Annotated in this window: 15 protein-coding genes; 7 read left to right on the plus strand and 8 right to left on the minus strand. The window is 51.4% G+C overall.

The window, feature by feature from the left end:
- Positions 1 to 72 precede the first annotated feature (72 nt).
- The 4 genes from PT300_00215 to PT300_00230 are packed head-to-tail and all read left to right on the plus strand — an operon-like array spanning position 73 to position 4,410.
- Positions 73 to 1,290, plus strand: coding sequence for an MFS transporter (locus PT300_00215; protein ID MDF7679125.1), 1,218 nt, complete (start codon positions 73 to 75; stop codon positions 1,288 to 1,290).
- 16 nt (positions 1,291 to 1,306) lie between these two features.
- On the plus strand, positions 1,307 to 2,353 hold the full coding sequence (locus PT300_00220; protein MDF7679126.1) for an NAD(P)-dependent alcohol dehydrogenase: 1,047 nt from the start codon (positions 1,307 to 1,309) through the stop codon (positions 2,351 to 2,353).
- 16 nt (positions 2,354 to 2,369) lie between these two features.
- Positions 2,370 to 3,398, plus strand: a complete 1,029-nt coding sequence (locus PT300_00225) for an alpha/beta hydrolase (protein ID MDF7679127.1) — start codon at positions 2,370 to 2,372, stop codon at positions 3,396 to 3,398.
- A 25-nt stretch (positions 3,399 to 3,423) separates the two neighbouring features.
- Positions 3,424 to 4,410 carry an aldo/keto reductase gene (locus PT300_00230; protein MDF7679128.1) on the plus strand — a complete coding sequence of 329 codons (987 nt, stop codon included), beginning with the start codon at positions 3,424 to 3,426 and terminating at the stop codon, positions 4,408 to 4,410.
- A 202-nt stretch (positions 4,411 to 4,612) separates the two neighbouring features.
- On the opposite strand, the gene PT300_00235 is transcribed toward PT300_00230, so the two are convergent.
- Both PT300_00235 and PT300_00240 read right to left on the minus strand, forming a co-directional pair.
- Positions 4,613 to 4,840 carry an antitoxin VbhA family protein gene (locus PT300_00235; GenBank protein ID MDF7679129.1) on the minus strand — a complete coding sequence of 76 codons (228 nt, stop codon included), beginning with the start codon at positions 4,838 to 4,840 and terminating at the stop codon, positions 4,613 to 4,615.
- Positions 4,827 to 5,165, minus strand: a complete 339-nt coding sequence (locus PT300_00240) for a hypothetical protein (GenBank protein MDF7679130.1) — start codon at positions 5,163 to 5,165, stop codon at positions 4,827 to 4,829. The genes PT300_00235 and PT300_00240 overlap by 14 nt, the downstream gene beginning before the upstream one ends.
- 292 nt (positions 5,166 to 5,457) lie before the next feature.
- Here PT300_00240 and PT300_00245 point away from each other — a divergent pair.
- From PT300_00245 to htpG, 3 genes are all read left to right on the plus strand, one after another.
- Positions 5,458 to 6,212, plus strand: a protein-coding gene (locus tag PT300_00245; GenBank protein ID MDF7679131.1) for an IS5 family transposase whose coding sequence is annotated in 2 segments (ribosomal slippage) — positions 5,458 to 5,808 and positions 5,811 to 6,212 — 753 coding nt in all. Because the reading frame shifts where the segments join, the coding sequence is not laid out codon by codon here.
- Between the two features lie 64 nt (positions 6,213 to 6,276).
- Complete coding sequence (locus PT300_00250; protein MDF7679132.1) at positions 6,277 to 7,200, plus strand: IS5 family transposase; 924 nt, start codon at positions 6,277 to 6,279, stop codon at positions 7,198 to 7,200.
- Between the two features lie 343 nt (positions 7,201 to 7,543).
- Positions 7,544 to 9,418 (plus strand): molecular chaperone HtpG, encoded by a 1,875-nt coding sequence (htpG, locus tag PT300_00255; protein MDF7679133.1) that lies wholly within the window; start codon positions 7,544 to 7,546, stop codon positions 9,416 to 9,418.
- 94 nt (positions 9,419 to 9,512) lie between these two features.
- Here htpG and PT300_00260 read toward each other — a convergent pair whose 3' ends face one another.
- The 6 genes from PT300_00260 to PT300_00285 form a co-directional block, all read right to left on the minus strand.
- Positions 9,513 to 9,674, minus strand: a complete 162-nt coding sequence (locus tag PT300_00260; protein ID MDF7679134.1) for a hypothetical protein — start codon at positions 9,672 to 9,674, stop codon at positions 9,513 to 9,515.
- A gap of 9 nt (positions 9,675 to 9,683) precedes the next feature.
- Positions 9,684 to 9,818 carry a hypothetical protein gene (locus PT300_00265; GenBank protein MDF7679135.1) on the minus strand — a complete coding sequence of 45 codons (135 nt, stop codon included), beginning with the start codon at positions 9,816 to 9,818 and terminating at the stop codon, positions 9,684 to 9,686.
- Positions 9,819 to 10,276: 458 nt separating this feature from the next.
- On the minus strand, positions 10,277 to 11,002 hold the full coding sequence (locus PT300_00270) for a hypothetical protein (protein ID MDF7679136.1): 726 nt from the start codon (positions 11,000 to 11,002) through the stop codon (positions 10,277 to 10,279).
- 340 nt (positions 11,003 to 11,342) lie between these two features.
- The gene (locus PT300_00275; protein MDF7679137.1) at positions 11,343 to 11,948 is read right to left on the minus strand and encodes an NTP transferase domain-containing protein; all 606 of its coding nucleotides are present in this window, start codon (positions 11,946 to 11,948) and stop codon (positions 11,343 to 11,345) included.
- A 57-nt stretch (positions 11,949 to 12,005) separates the two neighbouring features.
- Positions 12,006 to 12,461, minus strand: coding sequence for a (2Fe-2S)-binding protein (locus tag PT300_00280; protein ID MDF7679138.1), 456 nt, complete (start codon positions 12,459 to 12,461; stop codon positions 12,006 to 12,008).
- A 2-nt stretch (positions 12,462 to 12,463) separates the two neighbouring features.
- Positions 12,464 to 15,688 carry a molybdopterin-dependent oxidoreductase gene (locus tag PT300_00285; protein ID MDF7679139.1) on the minus strand — a complete coding sequence of 1,075 codons (3,225 nt, stop codon included), beginning with the start codon at positions 15,686 to 15,688 and terminating at the stop codon, positions 12,464 to 12,466.
- Position 15,689: the final 1 nt, after the last annotated feature.

Consider the following 15,689-nt stretch of genomic DNA (forward strand, 5'->3'; position numbering starts at 1 on the left):
TTCAGCTCTTCCTGCAGCGCTGAAGGCTCCGGGGCACAGACAACATGTTATCTACTGAAAAGAAATCCCTGAATGAGTAATAAGACAGACGAAAACAGAAAAAAAAACACCGGAAGCGGGAAACAGCCTGCGCACTGGAGTGGTGTCTTTGCCATGACGCTGTGCGTCTTCGCCCTGATCGCCTCCGAATTCATGCCGGTCAGCCTGCTGACACCGATGGCGCAGACCCTTCGTGTCACCGAAGGCATGGCCGGACAGGGCATCGCTATTTCCGGGGCATTTGCAGTAGTAACCAGCCTGTTTATTTCCGTGCTGGCAGGCACGCTTAACCGTAAAACGCTGCTGCTCGGCCTGACCTGCATTATGGCAATTTCCGGTGCTGTTATTGCGATGGCACCCAATTACCTGACCTATATGGCGGGCAGGGCCCTGATTGGCATTGTGGTCGGCGGGTTCTGGTCGATGTCGGCCGCGACGGCAATGCGTCTGGTCCCGGTCCATCGTGTTCCGCTGGCGCTGGCTATTTTCAACAGCGGCAATGCTCTGGCTACCGTCGTGGCTGCCCCTCTGGGCAGCTGGCTCGGATCGGTTGTTGGCTGGCGGGGGGCCTTCTTCTGCCTGGTGCCGGTCGCCATCATCGCATTTGTCTGGCAATTACTCAGTCTGCCTTCCATGCCGGTCACCCGTCAGGCGGCGGCTTCCCGCAACGTTTTCACGCTGTTTCGTCGCCGGGTGGTCACGCTGGGCATGCTGGGTGTGGGGATCTTCTTTATGGGGCAATTCACGCTCTTTACCTACATCAGGCCTTTCCTTGAGACGGTGACGCGGGTGGATGCCGCAACGGTGACCCTGGTCCTGCTGGTTATTGGTGTCGCGGGTTTCATCGGCACTACTCTGATTGGCCGGGGGTTAAAACGCGGGTTCTACACGACCCTGATGGCCATCCCGGTACTGATGGCCATCACCGCGCTGGCACTGATTGCCTTCGGCAGTCAGGTAGCCATCGTGACGGCGCTGCTCGGAGTGTGGGGGCTGATTTCCACTGCCGCACCAGTGGGATGGTGGGCATGGGTTCCGCGTACCTTCCCTCAGAATGCCGAAGCTGGCGGCGGACTGATGGTGGCGATGGTGCAGCTGTCCATTGCTCTCGGTTCGACGGTGGGCGGCCTGCTTTTCGACCATCACGGCTACCAGAGCACCTTCCTGGCCAGCGCCGCGATGCTGATTATCGCAACCGTACTGATCTTTCTGACCTCGCGGGCAGACACTTCTGCCGCAGATCATTCCTAAACCCAGGAGTAATGCCATGACAGTTAAAGCTTACGGTGCCCATGCGGGCACACTGCCGCTGGAGCCGATAGATATCACCCGTCGCGCCCCCGGGGCCCATGATGTGCAGATTAATATCGCGTACTGCGGAGTCTGCCATTCGGATATCCACCAGGTACGCGCTGAATGGGCCGGGACGCTCTATCCCTGCGTACCGGGACATGAAATTGTCGGTCGTGTAGTGGCCGTTGGCGATCACGTCTCCGGTTTTTGTGCAGGGGACCTGGTGGGGGTCGGCTGCATTGTCGACAGCTGCCGGCACTGCAGTGACTGTGACGAAGGACTGGAGAACTACTGCGACCATATGACAGGGACATACAATTTCCCGACGCCGGATGCGCCGGGCCACACGCTGGGCGGATATTCGCAGCAGATTGTGGTGCATGAGCGCTATGTCCTGCGCGTCACTCACCCGGAAGCGCAGCTGGCCGCCGTGGCACCGCTGCTGTGCGCGGGGATCACAACGTACTCACCGCTGCGTCACTGGCAGGCGGGCCCCGGCAAAAAGGTCGGCGTGGTCGGTATCGGTGGACTGGGGCATATGGGGATCAAGCTTGCGCACGCCATGGGCGCGCATGTCGTGGCCTTTACCACGTCTGAGTCCAAACGTGACGCCGCCAGAGCGCTTGGTGCAGATGAGGTGGTGGTCTCCCGTCATGCCAGCGAAATGGAAGCCCATGCCAGGAGCTTCGATTTTATCCTCAACACCGTTGCTGCGCCGCATAACCTCGACGTGTTCACTGCGCTGCTGAAACGTGATGGCACGATGACCATGGTGGGTGCGCCAGCCACGCCGCATGACGCGCCAGAGGTGTTCAGCCTCATCATGAAGCGCAGATCGATTGCCGGGTCGATGATTGGCGGCATTCCTGAAACGCAGGAGATGCTCGATTTCTGCGCCCAACACGGCATTGTCGCCGACATTGAGCTTATCCGCGCCGACCAGATTAACGATGCCTATGAGCGCATGCTCAGGGGCGATGTGCATTACCGGTTTGTCATTGATAACGCCACCCTGGCTTAATGATAAGGAGACCATCATGAAAAAATTTATGTTAGCGCTGGGGCTGTTGATCAGTGCATTTGCTTCCTCTGCGGCGGATATGTCCCGTGGAGCCGATAATTTTTATAAAAGCGATAAGGTGACGCAGCAAAAAGTCACCTTTAAAAACCAGTATCAGATGGCCGTGGTTGGTAACCTGTTTATCCCGAAAAAGATGAACCAGAATACCCGACACCCGGCGATCGTCGTTGGTCACCCGATGGGAGCCGTTAAGGAACAGAGTTCGAATCTCTATGCGCAGAAGCTGGCGGAGCAGGGGTTTGTCACGCTGGCTATCGATCTCTCTTTTTGGGGAGAAAGCGAGGGCAAACCGGGGCACCTGATTTCACCGGAAATCTACACAGATGATTTCAGCGCGGCGGTTGATTATCTGAGTACACAGCCGTTTGTCGATCCAGAAAACATTGGCGTGCTGGGTATCTGCGGCAGCGGAAGTTTTGTTATCAGTGCCGCCAAGATTGACCCGCGTATGAAAGCCATTGCCACGGTCAGCATGTATGACATGGGGAGCGCATTCCGTAATGGCCTTAATCATTCCCAGACGGGAGAACAACGTAAGGCCTTTATCCAGTCAGCCATTGAGCAACGGTTAGCCGAGTTTAAGGGCGGCGAGACGGCTTATATCCCTGGCACCGTGAACAAACTGGATGACTCCACACCGGATATTCAGCGCGAGTTCTTTGATTTCTACCGCACCGAACGCGGCGGCTACACCCCACAGGGTCAGAAAGAAGAACTGACGACGAAACCGATGCTGAGCAGTATTGGCAAGTTTATGAACTTCTATCCGTTCAACGATATTGAAACCATCTCTCCGCGCCCGATGCTGTTTATTACCGGCGATCAGGCACACTCAAAAGAGTTCAGCGAGGACGCTTTCAAACGCGCCGGTCAGCCTAAAGAACTGTATGTCGTACCGGGCGCAGGGCATGTCGATCTGTATGACCGTACCGACGTAATCCCTTTTGACAAGCTGACAGACTTTTTCCGTAAGAATCTGCAATAACACGTTCAGTTAAGGAGCATTTGACATGAACTACAAACATCTGGGGCGTACCGGTCTGCGGGTGAGCCACATCGGTCTCGGTACCATGAATTTCGGTGAGCTGACGGATGAGTCGGCCAGCTTTAGTATCATGGATGAAGCCGTGGATGCAGGTATCAACTTTTTCGATACCGCTGACGTCTATGGCGGGCCGCAGTCGCCGGATATGGCAAAGGGTTACGGAACATCCGAAGAAATCATCGGTAACTGGCTGGCGCGTAGTGGTCAGCGTGACCGGATAGTGCTGGCCACGAAAGTTTACCAGCCGATGGACACGGGGCCGAACGACAAATACCTGTCTGCCTACCATATCCGCCGGGCCTGTGAGGCCAGCCTGAAAAGGCTGAAAACGGACCATATCGATCTCTATCAGATGCACCATATCGACCGGAACACGCCCTGGGAGGAGATCTGGCAGGCCATGGAACAGCTGATCCGTGAGGGTAAAATCAGCTACGTTGGCAGCAGTAACTTTGCTGGCTGGGATATTGCCACTGCACAGTGCAAGGCTGACGCGCGCAACCTGCTGGGGCTGGCATCGGAACAGAGCCTGTACAATCTGACCCAGCGCACGATTGAGCTGGAAGTCATTCCGGCGCTGCGTCATTACGACATTGGCCTGATCCCCTGGAGCCCGGTCGGGATGGGGATGCTGGGCGGTGTTCTGAAGAAAATTGCCGGTGGCCGCCGGGCATCACCGCAGCTGCAGGCACAAATCAACCGCCTGCGGCCACAACTGGAGGCCTGGGAAACACTGTGTGATGAGCTGGGGGAAGCGCCATCAGACGTCGCGCTGGCCTGGCTACTGCAGAACCCGGTGGTTAGCGCCGTGCTCAGTGGTCCGCGTACAGTTGAACAGCTCCGTCAGAATCTCAATGCCCTGACGCTGTCTCTTTCAGATGATACGCTCAAAAGACTGGATACCATCTGGCCGGGGCCAGGCGGAGAGGCACCTGAAGCTTACGCGTGGTAAAAGGTTATCAGTGTTAACAATTACCGGCCTTCGGGTCGGTAATTACATTATTTCGGCGAAATTTATTTATTACCTGAAGATGTTGTACTTTTCATCAATTCTTGGATGTCCACTTTTCGCTCAAAGCAGACTGTCAGATTTGGTTGCATTTTGCCTACGCAAACTGTCAGTTCGAGCCTGAGCTAATACAGCTAACTGGATGTTAGCCTTTTTTAATTTGATTTTTAGATCGTTCAATGTGATAATTTAATACTTCTCTCTTTGCCTCTTCATAGGTTAGCTCTCCATTGATTACCTTACTTTTTATTTCATTAAAAAATGAGGAGCCTTTGGGATCTTTACTTGATAAAAAAAGACTGGCTTCAGCTCTCCGAAAAGCTTCTTTCCTTGCTTCTATAGAAAATGAATTAGCAGGGTTATTTTTGTTCATAAGTTGAAGTGCCTTTATTATTTATATTCGAGATATTTTTATCTACAAGAGTTAGTCTTAACTCCGAGAATTTATTTCCTGATATTTTATAACACTGATTTTCATTTTTTTCAATATAAAGAGATTTGCTTTCTGAGCCACCACATATCGTAGATGTTCTTGCATCGAGAAAAATAAACTTTTCTTGAAATCTTTCAATATATTTCATTGCTGTCATGCTAATAATAAAAAGAGCAACTGACACAGTAAAAAGGGATAAGCCTGATACTAAACGATTAAAATTAAATTTCCTTTTAATAACTAATGAACTGGCTAGATTGACCATGTTATAGGGGACCATAATTATGAGTCCAATTAATATTATTTTTTCAGGAAGATTGTTCACCTGTATATGATGTTGAGCCAAGCTTCCAATATACACTGAAATCATAGAGGATATTACTATTTTTGCTGGGAATACATCTCGCAAAAATATGTATATATAGACCGTAATTGCACAAATCATTGCCCCTATTGGAAATGAGAGCATGAAAGCATAAGCTAATGTAGAGTAATTAAGAACCTATCCCAAAAGGAGTTGTCAGCTAATAAATAATGGTAATTTTTGAGGGCGAAGCATGCCGGCCAACAAGTGGCAGAGCAGTGATGAACTCTGGGTGAAAATGGCTCCACTCATTCCGGAACATAAAACTCAGCACCCGTTGGGTACGCACCGAAAGCGGGTTGATAATCGCGCTGCAATGAACGCTATTTTCTTCGTACTCAGAACAGGTTGCCAGTGGAATGCCCTGAATGCCACCGATATATGCTCGCCAGGCTCTGCTCACCGCCGATTTCAGGAGTGGCGGGATGCCGGAGTATTTGAACGCTTCTGGCAGAACGGGTTGCTTGCCTGCGAACAACTGGATGCCATTGACTGGTCATGGCTCTCGATGGATGGCTGCATGACGAAATCCCCGCTCGCTGGTTCAAAAAAACAGGACGGAACCCTACAGACCGGGGGAAACAGGGCGTAAAGCGTAGCCTGATGACTGATGCGAACGGGCTTCCCCTCTCGCTGGTAGTCGCTGGTGCAAATACGCACGACATAAAGCTGGTTGCGGATACGCTTGACGCCCTTCAGACGGGCAGACCGGGAAAGAGGCTCAGGTTGTGCATGGACAAAGGCTATGAAGCGGAATGGCTGGATTTGTATCTGAAAAGTCGTCGCTATGAACCCCATATTCAGTCACGGAAAGATGAGTCCGAAGCAATAAAAGCCACAGATTTTAAGGCTCACCGCTGGGTGGTAGAGAGAACACACAGCTGGATGAATCGCTACCGTCGTATCCTGACGCGCTGGGAGAAGAAGGTCGAAAATTGGCTTTGTTGAATAAATCGAACTTTCAGGTGACTGGCGGATCTGATAGCTACAGTCATTTCAATATCTGGTCACTATGGCAAAGCAAAAGTTTAAAATAACCAACTGGAATGCCTACAATAACGCACTCAGACAACGTGGCTCACTGACGATCTGGCTTGATGAGGCTGCCATTGCTGCATGGACTGACAGTGCAAAGCCTGAGGGGCGAGGCCGGCCACTTCACTACACCGATATGGCAATTACCACGGTACTGATGATGAAACGCGTGTTCAACCTGTCGCTCCGGGCTTTACAGGGCTTCGTTGACTCGATTTTTAAGCTGATGGCTCTGCCGCTGCGCTGCCCGGACTACTCTCTGCTCAGCAAGCGGGACAGCACCGTTAACATCAGCATAAAAACGCCAGCCCGTGGCGAGATCTCACACCTCGTCATTGACAGTACGGGCCTGAAAGTCGCTGGTGAAGGTGAATGGAAAGTCCGGCAGCACGGGACTGACAAGCGCAGAGTGTGGCGCAGGCTTCATCTGGCCGCAGACAGAGCGACGCAGAAGATAATCTGTGCTGACTTATCGCTCAGCGGAACGACGGATGCGCAGGCACTGGAGGGTTTGATAAACCAGACCCACAGGAAAATCAGGGAAGCTTCGGCAGACGGTGCTTACGACACGCATTACTGCCACGATGCCTTGTTGAGGAAAAAAATCAGGCCACTGATCCCGCCACGAAGTGGCGCGCAATACTGGTCCGGGAAGTATCATGAACGTAACCACGCGGTGGCCAATCAGCATCTGAGCGGCAGTAATGATGTCTGGAAAAAGAAAGTGGGCTATCACCGGCGTTCACTGGCAGAAACAGCGATGTACCGCGTCAAAACGTTGCTGGGTGTTCATCTGAGCCTGCGAGACTATGATGCGCAGGTGGGTGAAGCGATGGCGATGATCAAAGCGCTGAATCGAATGACGTCGTTGGGTATGCCGCATAGTGTCCGGATCGCATAACGGATGTATCCGAGGGAACCATAGACTCCATCGACTGCCTCTGATTTATTCAACAAAGTCTCCTGGTGAATCTTTTCAGGCCAGAATAGCAGTAAAAAAGATAAGAGCCTGGCCCACCAGGCGTTATTGACGCAGCCAGTCTGGACATGGACGGTGCGGAGAAACCATCATCTACAGATTTCAGGCACTCCCCGGCCAGTAAAATAGCCTGATAGGCCAGGCGTTTAGCCGTGACTGTCAGAAGTGGACATCGTCGCTTGAAAATTTTCCCGTGCGTCCCCATTTTCAGTGCAACGGTTTTATTAACCATAAACATGGTGTCTATTTATTGAGGGTAAGCCAGATGAAAGGACAAGAAACGCGTGGTTTTCAGTCAGAAGTGAAGCAACTTCTGCATCTGATGATCCATTCTCTCTATTCGAATAAAGAAATTTTCCTGCGTGAGCTTATCTCTAATGCTTCCGATGCAGCCGATAAACTCCGTTTTCGCGCGTTGTCACAACCGGATCTTTATGAAGGCGATGGTGAGCTGCGGGTGCGGGTTTCGTTTGATAAAGACAAGCGCACCCTGACTATCTCTGATAATGGTATCGGGATGAGCCGCGATGAGGTGATCGATCATCTTGGTACGATTGCGAAGTCCGGTACTAAATCCTTTCTGGAAGCGATGGGTTCTGATCAGGCAAAAGACAGCCAGCTTATCGGCCAGTTCGGTGTCGGTTTCTATTCTGCGTTTATTGTCGCCGATAAAGTCACGGTTCGTACCCGGGCAGCGGGTGAGAGCGCAGAAAATGGGGTTTTCTGGGAGTCAACCGGTGAAGGTGATTATACCGTAGCGGATATTAACAAAGCCGATCGCGGAACAGAAATCACACTCCATCTGCGTGAAGGTGAAGACGATTTTCTCAATGACTGGCGTGTGCGCACGATCATCAGCAAATATTCTGACCATATCGCCCTGCCGGTTGAAATTGAAAAACAGGAAGAAAAAGACGGTGAAACCGTTATCTCCTGGGAAAAAATTAATAAGGCTCAGGCATTATGGACGCGGAATAAATCAGACATCAGCGATGATGAGTACACCGAGTTTTATAAGCATATTGCCCATGATTACAGTGATCCGCTGACCTGGAGCCATAATCGGGTAGAAGGAAAACAGGAGTATACCAGCCTGTTGTATATCCCGTCTCAGGCACCGTGGGATATGTGGAACCGTGATCATAAACACGGGTTGAAGTTGTATGTCCAGCGTGTCTTTATCATGGATGATGCAGAACAATTCATGCCAAATTACTTGCGTTTTGTGCGTGGGCTGGTGGATTCCAGCGATTTGCCGCTCAATGTATCACGTGAAATTCTGCAGGATAGCAGCGTGACGCATAATCTGCGCAATGCGTTAACCAAGCGTGTGTTGCAAATGCTGGAGAAACTGGCGAAAGAAGATAGCGAAAAATATCAAACTTTCTGGCAGCAATTTGGCCAGGTACTGAAAGAGGGCCCGGCGGAAGATCATGCTAACCAGCAGGCTATCGCCAGATTGTTACGTTTTGCTACCACGCATACCGATTCCCCGGCTCAGACGGTCTCGCTGGAAGAGTACATCTCACGTATGAAAGAGGGGCAGGAGAAGATTTACTACATCACCGCAGATAGCTATGCGGCGGCGAAAAGCAGCCCACACCTCGAGTTATTGCGTAAAAAAGGTATCGAAGTCCTGCTGCTTTCTGATCGCATCGATGAGTGGATGATGAGCTACCTGACCGAGTTTGATGGTAAGGCGTTCCAGTCAGTAGCGAAAGCGGATGAATCCCTGGATAAGCTGGCAGATGAAGTGGACGAAACGACCAAAGAGGCAGAAAAAGCCCTTGAGCCGTTTGTTGAACGGGTAAAAACGTTGCTGGGGGATCGGGTGAAAGCGGTACGTCTGACGCATCGTCTGACTGATACACCAGCGATTGTCACCACAGATGCCGATGAAATGAGCACTCAGATGGCAAAGTTGTTTGCCGCTGCCGGACAAGCCGTTCCCGCCGTAAAATATATTTTTGAACTCAATCCGGAGCATACGCTGGTTAAGCGTACTGCAGAGACCACCGATGAAGCGCAGTTCAAAGAGTGGGTGGAGTTACTATTGGATCAGGCTATGCTGGCCGAACGTGGCACACTGGAAGATCCGAACCAGTTTATTCGCCGTCTGAATCAGTTGCTGATCGCCTGATCTCGCCCGTCTGTTCGCCTTCCCCCAGGGGAAGGCGAATGCCCTTGCTGAACGCTGACAATATTGCCCGATGCTAAGAGCCTGGCCGGGGTCATCAGCGTTTTTTCACCACTATTTCGCGCAGACGTTGTTTGGCATAATCCAGTTGCCAGCGCCAGATCCGATTATACAAACAATATGTGATAGTTTTGCGGAACATGGCACTGTTAATCAGTCTGATGCTGACGAGGCTGAATACGATACTGACCAGCGCCATGATGATAAATCACTTATCACCAGCAAAGAATAAGCTATCAATCAGGAAGTAGATCAGACTACTCGTGGCCAGTAGTAAGGTCAGAAAAATCATGGCGAGATAGAATTTCAGTGCTAACTGATAACCGCGAACGATCAATAGCATTGAAAAAACGAGTAATACAGAATAAAGGGCCGCCGCTGGAAAAATAGCAATAAAAACTTTATATCGCGGTAAGGCCAGCCAGGAAAAAAAGGTTACCCATAAGGGCACCTGTAATATGGCATAACTTAGAGCCTATCCCATTAGGCTATTTTACTGGCCATTTTGGCCCTGGGCAGTGCTCGAAATCCTCACGTACTCCGTGTACGCTGCGGTTTCTCCGCGCTGTCCGTGTCCAAACTGGCTGCGCCAATAACGCCTAATGGGATAGGCTCTTAGCCCACTAAAAAAGCAGCTAAAAACGAGCGGGGTCGCGAATACATACCCGCCAACAGGTATGCCAGTCCGTTTGATTAAATACATTTTTGCCGCTTCTAATCGCTGAGGGTCTCGCGCCCTGATTCTCTTTTCAGTCATCGCCATCAGCGTCAGGCTATTATGGATTTTTGGCAACCACATGGTTAATTAACGCTGGTGGCAAATGACTGGATCACACTAATAACATACTGACCCGACTGACTGATATTTTGCGGATGGCGTATTGTGCCGCTCAGGGCACTGTCGACAAATGCTGAGCTGTTAGTGATAGCACTGTACAGTTCACGCTGTAAAGAGTGCTGCAGTGCGTCTGACGGATAATGCCTGGGATAAATCTGCGCTTTCATAGCGGCTTTAATACCACTGTTTGAGATCCCTGGATTTTGTGCGCGAATAATTCCGACGGTAATGCGTTTGCGTTCAGCTCGGCTTAATGACTTAAGCCAGTTAACTGCACCATTAGATGATGCCTTTTTCATTAATTGATATGTTTCAAGAGTGTTCTTTAACCCAGCTCCAGCTCCTGCTAATGAGATAACATCGAGTGCAGTTGTTGTCGCGATATACCAGTCATAAGTATCAAGCCAGGCAATGGACTCTTCGTTACCTATACCAATAGTCACCAGACGACCAATCCCTATAATACATTGTAAGAATGTAGCCGCGGTCCCTGCAGCGATCACCGCCGCAACCACTCCGGACGCGCCAGCAGTTAACGGTACTGCGAGAGTCGCACCAAAAGCTAAATATGCAGTGACCACTGCCGCGCCACAGGCGATAAGTGTTGAGGTAGTCTCATTACCCAAAGCCGGGAATTGTAACGCTCTGACCGTTGCCTGAGAGGCGTGATAAGCGGTGACAATAGGCACTTTGGCAACGATAACGTGAGTAACGCCACTTTGATTGCGATGGGCTATTCGACGTGAAGGACGTATCAGTAAGCTTTGCGTGCCATCAAAGTAAACAATTCCCGTATGGCGGAAATCACGTAGACAGTCGAGCTGATTCGCCAGAGCGATAAAATCAAAGTCACAGGTCGTCTATAAAAACTCATCTGTAGCTCCTTTGCAATCGATATTGTTTTTTATTACATCAGATTAGAGGATATTTCAGATTTCTGAGGAAGATATTACTTCCCCCCAGCTAATTATTGCGAAATGGCAAGTCAAATAGCCTGATGGACCAGGCTCTAAGTGTTTAGTGGCTCAGTTACTCCATAACCGTTGGCGCTTTATGATACCTTCGGGCCAGCTGCTGATACTGCTGCGGCGTATCGATATCCCAGCGGATGCCTTCGACATTCACCGGGACAATACGTGTCGCCATCTGATCGATCACATCACGCAACGTTGTGCCCTCTGGGGCAGAGCGGATCAGATCCGCCGCCGGTTGCACCAGCAGAACCGGATGGCCTTTTCCCTTTTCGTAAGCCGGAATCGCACAGGTTTGTGCATCGGTACTGTTCCACAGTCGCTGATAAATCCCGGCCGTGACCTCCGGCATGTCCCCCAGTGCCAGAAAGAAGCGGGAGGTATGAATATGGCTGACACCACACTGCACCGAGGAGAACATGCCACGTTGATAATGTGGATTAAATACCACCTCAATCGCGGGATGATCGCAATAACAGGCAGCCAGTTCATCACCACGAAATCCGGTAACCAGAATGACCCGATCACAAAAGGTGAGCGCACTGGCCAGCGCACTATCCAGAATCGTTCCTTCGCCCCAGGGCATCATCATTTTCCATTTGCCCATGCGGCTGGAGAGTCCAGCCGCCAGCATGATGCACTCTTTATACACGACATTGCTCATTATGATTATCCTGCTTTTCTGCCGCCACTTATCAACGGCAGGTGTTATCAATATTCACTATTTCAGGACAGCTTTAATCGAAGTAATGATCGGCTGATAACCGGTACAGCGACAGATATTGCCCTCCAGCGCTTCTTTTAGCTCATCGTCACTCGGTGACGGGTTAGTATCCAGTAGCGCTTTCGCGCTCATCAATATGCCTGGCGTACAAAAACCGCACTGTACCCCGCCGTGACGCACAAAAGCATGTTGTAATTTTTTACCGATCGGATCGTGCTGGAGTGCTTCGACAGTCATTACCTCGGCACCGTGACACTGGGCGGCCAGTAACAAACAGGAGCAGACCGATTTGCCATCGAGGATCACGGTACAGGCACCACACTCACCCACTGAGCAGCCCTCTTTGGTGCCAGTGAGTTTCAGATCCTCTCGCAGAAAATCGATCAGCCGGGTATTATCATCGACATCGCGGGCAATGCGAATGCCGTTTACTTTTAGCTCAATATGATTCATGCTCATGCTTCCTTATTTTTCTGCTCTGCCATCACTTCCTGCAACATCTGCCGGAACATATCGATAAATACCGGTACTTTATAAGGGGCTGACCAGCGGCTACCGATCGCTTTTTCTACCTTGTCGTGCAGTATTGCAGCCGCATAGTCGATGGTTTCGTCATTTAACGGTTTATCGATAATCGCCTGTTCCACCTCATGTAAACGCTGGGGTTGCGAGAACAGCGCACCATCCACCAGCCGACACAGGCGAACCACCCCTTTATCGACCATGAACTGTCCGGTTAAACTCTGACGGGTAATATTCAGCGCATTGCGTCGGCCAAGCTGCAAATAGCGATTGATCAGTGGCTGCTGCATCGGTACCGGGAGAATAAAGCGCGTCACCAGTTCATCCGGTGCAATACATGTGCGATAACCGCCAGTGACAAATTCACTGACCGGCATCCGGCGCGATCCACGCACGCTGCGCAGTTCGACCTCTGCGTCATAAATAATCAATGGCGGCATGCCGTCGGCACAGGGCGCGGCATTGACGATATTGCCCCCCAGCGTTGCGCGGTTACGCAGTTGCAGAGAACCAACCGTTTTACCGGCGGTGACCAGAAGCGGATAGCGTTGCTGAACCAGTGGGTGCCTGACCAGATCGGTAAAGCAGACGCCCGCACCAATGGAGAGTCCGCCCTCAATATCAAAGATCTCTTTTAGTTCAGCGAGTCCGGCAATATTGATCAGCGTCACCTCACCTGACATCATCCGCGCCTGTACCAGTACATCTGTGCCGCCAGCCACAGGCATCGCCCCTTTCTTTTCCGCCATCAGCGTTAATGCCTGTTGCAGGGTTTGCGGGATACTTAATGACAGGGTGTTAAGGCGCAGAACCTGCTTTTTATCCTCCGACTCCAGCATCTGTTCACTCTGGCGTTCCGGTTTTCTGAGGTTATAACCGAGTCGTACCTGTTCAAGGGTCAGCGGCTGAGTGCGGTTAGGACGCCCAATGGCAAAACTGACCGCATTGTTGAGTGCGGCAGCCCCCAGTTCTAATACCGGCTCGCCGATCACTTTTGCCCCCATCGGCCCGGCTTTGTCATAGTTTTCGACCGCAATGATGTCGATGTGAGGCATATCCTTAATGGTCGGCAACAGGTAGGTATCGAAATTTTCCGATTTCACGACACCCTGCTCAATGTTGAAATCTTCCAGCATGCCGTAACCAATCATCCCCTGTAATACGCCACCGTATACCTGGCCGTTAAAACCGACCCGATTAATCACTTTGCCGACGTCGTGGGTTGCCACAACGTTATTGACGCTGATTTTGCCCGTGCGCATATCCACCGCAACATCAGCCACCTGACAGCCGTAAACCCAGGTAAAATAGGGGCTGCCACAGCCTTTTTCCTCATCCCAGTGAATTTTCGGTGCGACATGCCAGCCATAAGCAGAGAGGTTGGCTCCCGTCGCGCGGGTCATATCACACACCTGCTGGAAACTGAGGCTAAGTTCCAGATTATGGCGGTTGAATACCTTGCCATGTTGCCAGCTGATATCGTCAATACTGTCCACCTGCAGCGTTTCCCGGATAGCATCCGCCATGCGTTGCTTGATTTTATTGGCAGCGCTGAGGATCGCTTGTCCCCCCATCAGCGTGCCACGGGAAGCCACCGTCGAACCGCCATCAGCGATCATCGCCGTGTCGGGTTCACTGAACATCACGCGATCGAGCGCGATACCAAACGCTTCGGCAGCCAGCATCGACATGGTGGTCTGGAGTCCCTGACCATTCTCGGACACCGAAGTAGAAATGTTGACGCTGGCGTCGGCATTGACCTGAATCAGCGCAGAGGAGGCATCCAGCCCTTCCGCCCCCAGTGAGCAGCCACGATGGCTCAGGGCGAAGCCGATACCGTAACGGATCGGGCCACCTTCGGCGTTAAGCCGCTTATAGTGTTCCCGTTTGGCCTCATAATCCGCTTTGTGCAGCGCCTTCTCCAGTACCTCCTGGGCTGAAACGGTGTGTTCACTGAAAACCTGCCCCGCCATACTGGTATCGCCCTGTTTGAGAATATTACGCAAGCGAAATTCAACCGGCGATAGCCCCAGTTCACCCGCTACGTCATCCATCAGCGATTCATTGGCAAAGATCACCTGCGGGGCACCATAACCACGGTAAGCGGAGGTATAGTTGTTGTTGGTATAGACGCCGATCAAATCGACACGGACATTAGGAATGTTGTAAGGCCCCGCCGCCTGGACAGAGCTGCGCCAGGTGACAAAGACCGTCTGTCCGCAGTAGCTACCACTGTCCGCGAGTATCTCTACCTTAATGGCCTGAATACGCGCATCATCATCCACACCAATACGGTATTTCATTTTATAAGGATGGCGTTTGTAGCTTTCACGCATCGATTGTTCGCGGTTATAGGAGATCTTGACCGGGCGACCGGTGAGGTGTGTTAGCAGCGCCGCACGACAGGAGACGTTATCAATAATGTCATCTTTTCCGCCAAAGGAGCCCCCCAATACCGAGCGTTTAATGTTGACTTTCGATTGCGGTAAGTTGAGATATTTGGCCACCACCGCGCGAGTACGATGAGCGTTCTGAATCGACCCCTCAACGGTCATGATCTGTTGGTTATTATCGAGGTAGGTGGTAATCGATTCCGGCTCAATATAGCCATGCTCCTGAAAGCCGACTTCGTATTCCCGTTCGAAAATCCGTGTGGAGGCAGCGAATCCAGCGTCAATATCGCCTTTCACCGTGTGGTGACGATTGACAATATTGCTCTCAAGATCACTGTGAATCAGGCGTGCCCCAGGTTTTATGGCTTCCTCCGTGGAGGTAATCGGCTCCCAGGGGGTGTAGGTTATTTTGATTTTATCGACGGCAATGCAGGCGGCTTCATAGGATTCTGCCGCCACAACCGCCACCACATCCCCGCGATAGGCGATTTCATCGTCGATAATCGGCGGGTGATCGGCAACAATCGCCCCTAGCTTGCGCTGACCCGGAATATCATTCCAGGTGGCAATATGCACCACGCCGGGGACATTTTCTGCTTCTGACAGATCAAGCGCATCAATACGCCCGGCGGCGATATCCACGTAACGGCATACACCGTACAACATGTTATCCATTTTGATGTCATCGCCATAGATTGCTTTCCCCATCACTTTAGCCAGCCCATCCACGCGGGCCACCTCAGTGCCAACAAGCAATGTATCCATA

This window comes from Enterobacteriaceae bacterium ESL0689 (genome assembly GCA_029433525.1).
GTDB lineage: Bacteria > Pseudomonadota > Gammaproteobacteria > Enterobacterales > Enterobacteriaceae > JAQTIF01.

What these genes read in the sequence shown, in the direction of transcription:
- PT300_00215 (MDF7679125.1), top strand. Translation starts at nt 73, where the DNA reads ATGAGTAATAAGACAGACGAAAACAGAAAAAAAAACACCGGAAGCGGG.
- PT300_00220 (MDF7679126.1), top strand. Translation starts at nt 1,307, where the DNA reads ATGACAGTTAAAGCTTACGGTGCCCATGCGGGCACACTGCCGCTGGAG.
- PT300_00225 (MDF7679127.1), top strand. Translation starts at nt 2,370, where the DNA reads ATGAAAAAATTTATGTTAGCGCTGGGGCTGTTGATCAGTGCATTTGCT.
- PT300_00230 (MDF7679128.1), top strand. Translation starts at nt 3,424, where the DNA reads ATGAACTACAAACATCTGGGGCGTACCGGTCTGCGGGTGAGCCACATC.
- PT300_00235 (MDF7679129.1), bottom strand. Translation starts at nt 4,840, where the DNA reads ATGAACAAAAATAACCCTGCTAATTCATTTTCTATAGAAGCAAGGAAA.
- PT300_00240 (MDF7679130.1), bottom strand. Translation starts at nt 5,165, where the DNA reads ATGGTCAATCTAGCCAGTTCATTAGTTATTAAAAGGAAATTTAATTTT.
- PT300_00250 (MDF7679132.1), top strand. Translation starts at nt 6,277, where the DNA reads ATGGCAAAGCAAAAGTTTAAAATAACCAACTGGAATGCCTACAATAAC.
- htpG (MDF7679133.1), top strand. Translation starts at nt 7,544, where the DNA reads ATGAAAGGACAAGAAACGCGTGGTTTTCAGTCAGAAGTGAAGCAACTT.
- PT300_00260 (MDF7679134.1), bottom strand. Translation starts at nt 9,674, where the DNA reads ATGGCGCTGGTCAGTATCGTATTCAGCCTCGTCAGCATCAGACTGATT.
- PT300_00265 (MDF7679135.1), bottom strand. Translation starts at nt 9,818, where the DNA reads ATGCTATTGATCGTTCGCGGTTATCAGTTAGCACTGAAATTCTATCTC.
- PT300_00275 (MDF7679137.1), bottom strand. Translation starts at nt 11,948, where the DNA reads ATGAGCAATGTCGTGTATAAAGAGTGCATCATGCTGGCGGCTGGACTC.
- PT300_00280 (MDF7679138.1), bottom strand. Translation starts at nt 12,461, where the DNA reads ATGAATCATATTGAGCTAAAAGTAAACGGCATTCGCATTGCCCGCGAT.
- PT300_00285 (MDF7679139.1), bottom strand. Translation starts at nt 15,688, where the DNA reads ATGGATACATTGCTTGTTGGCACTGAGGTGGCCCGCGTGGATGGGCTG.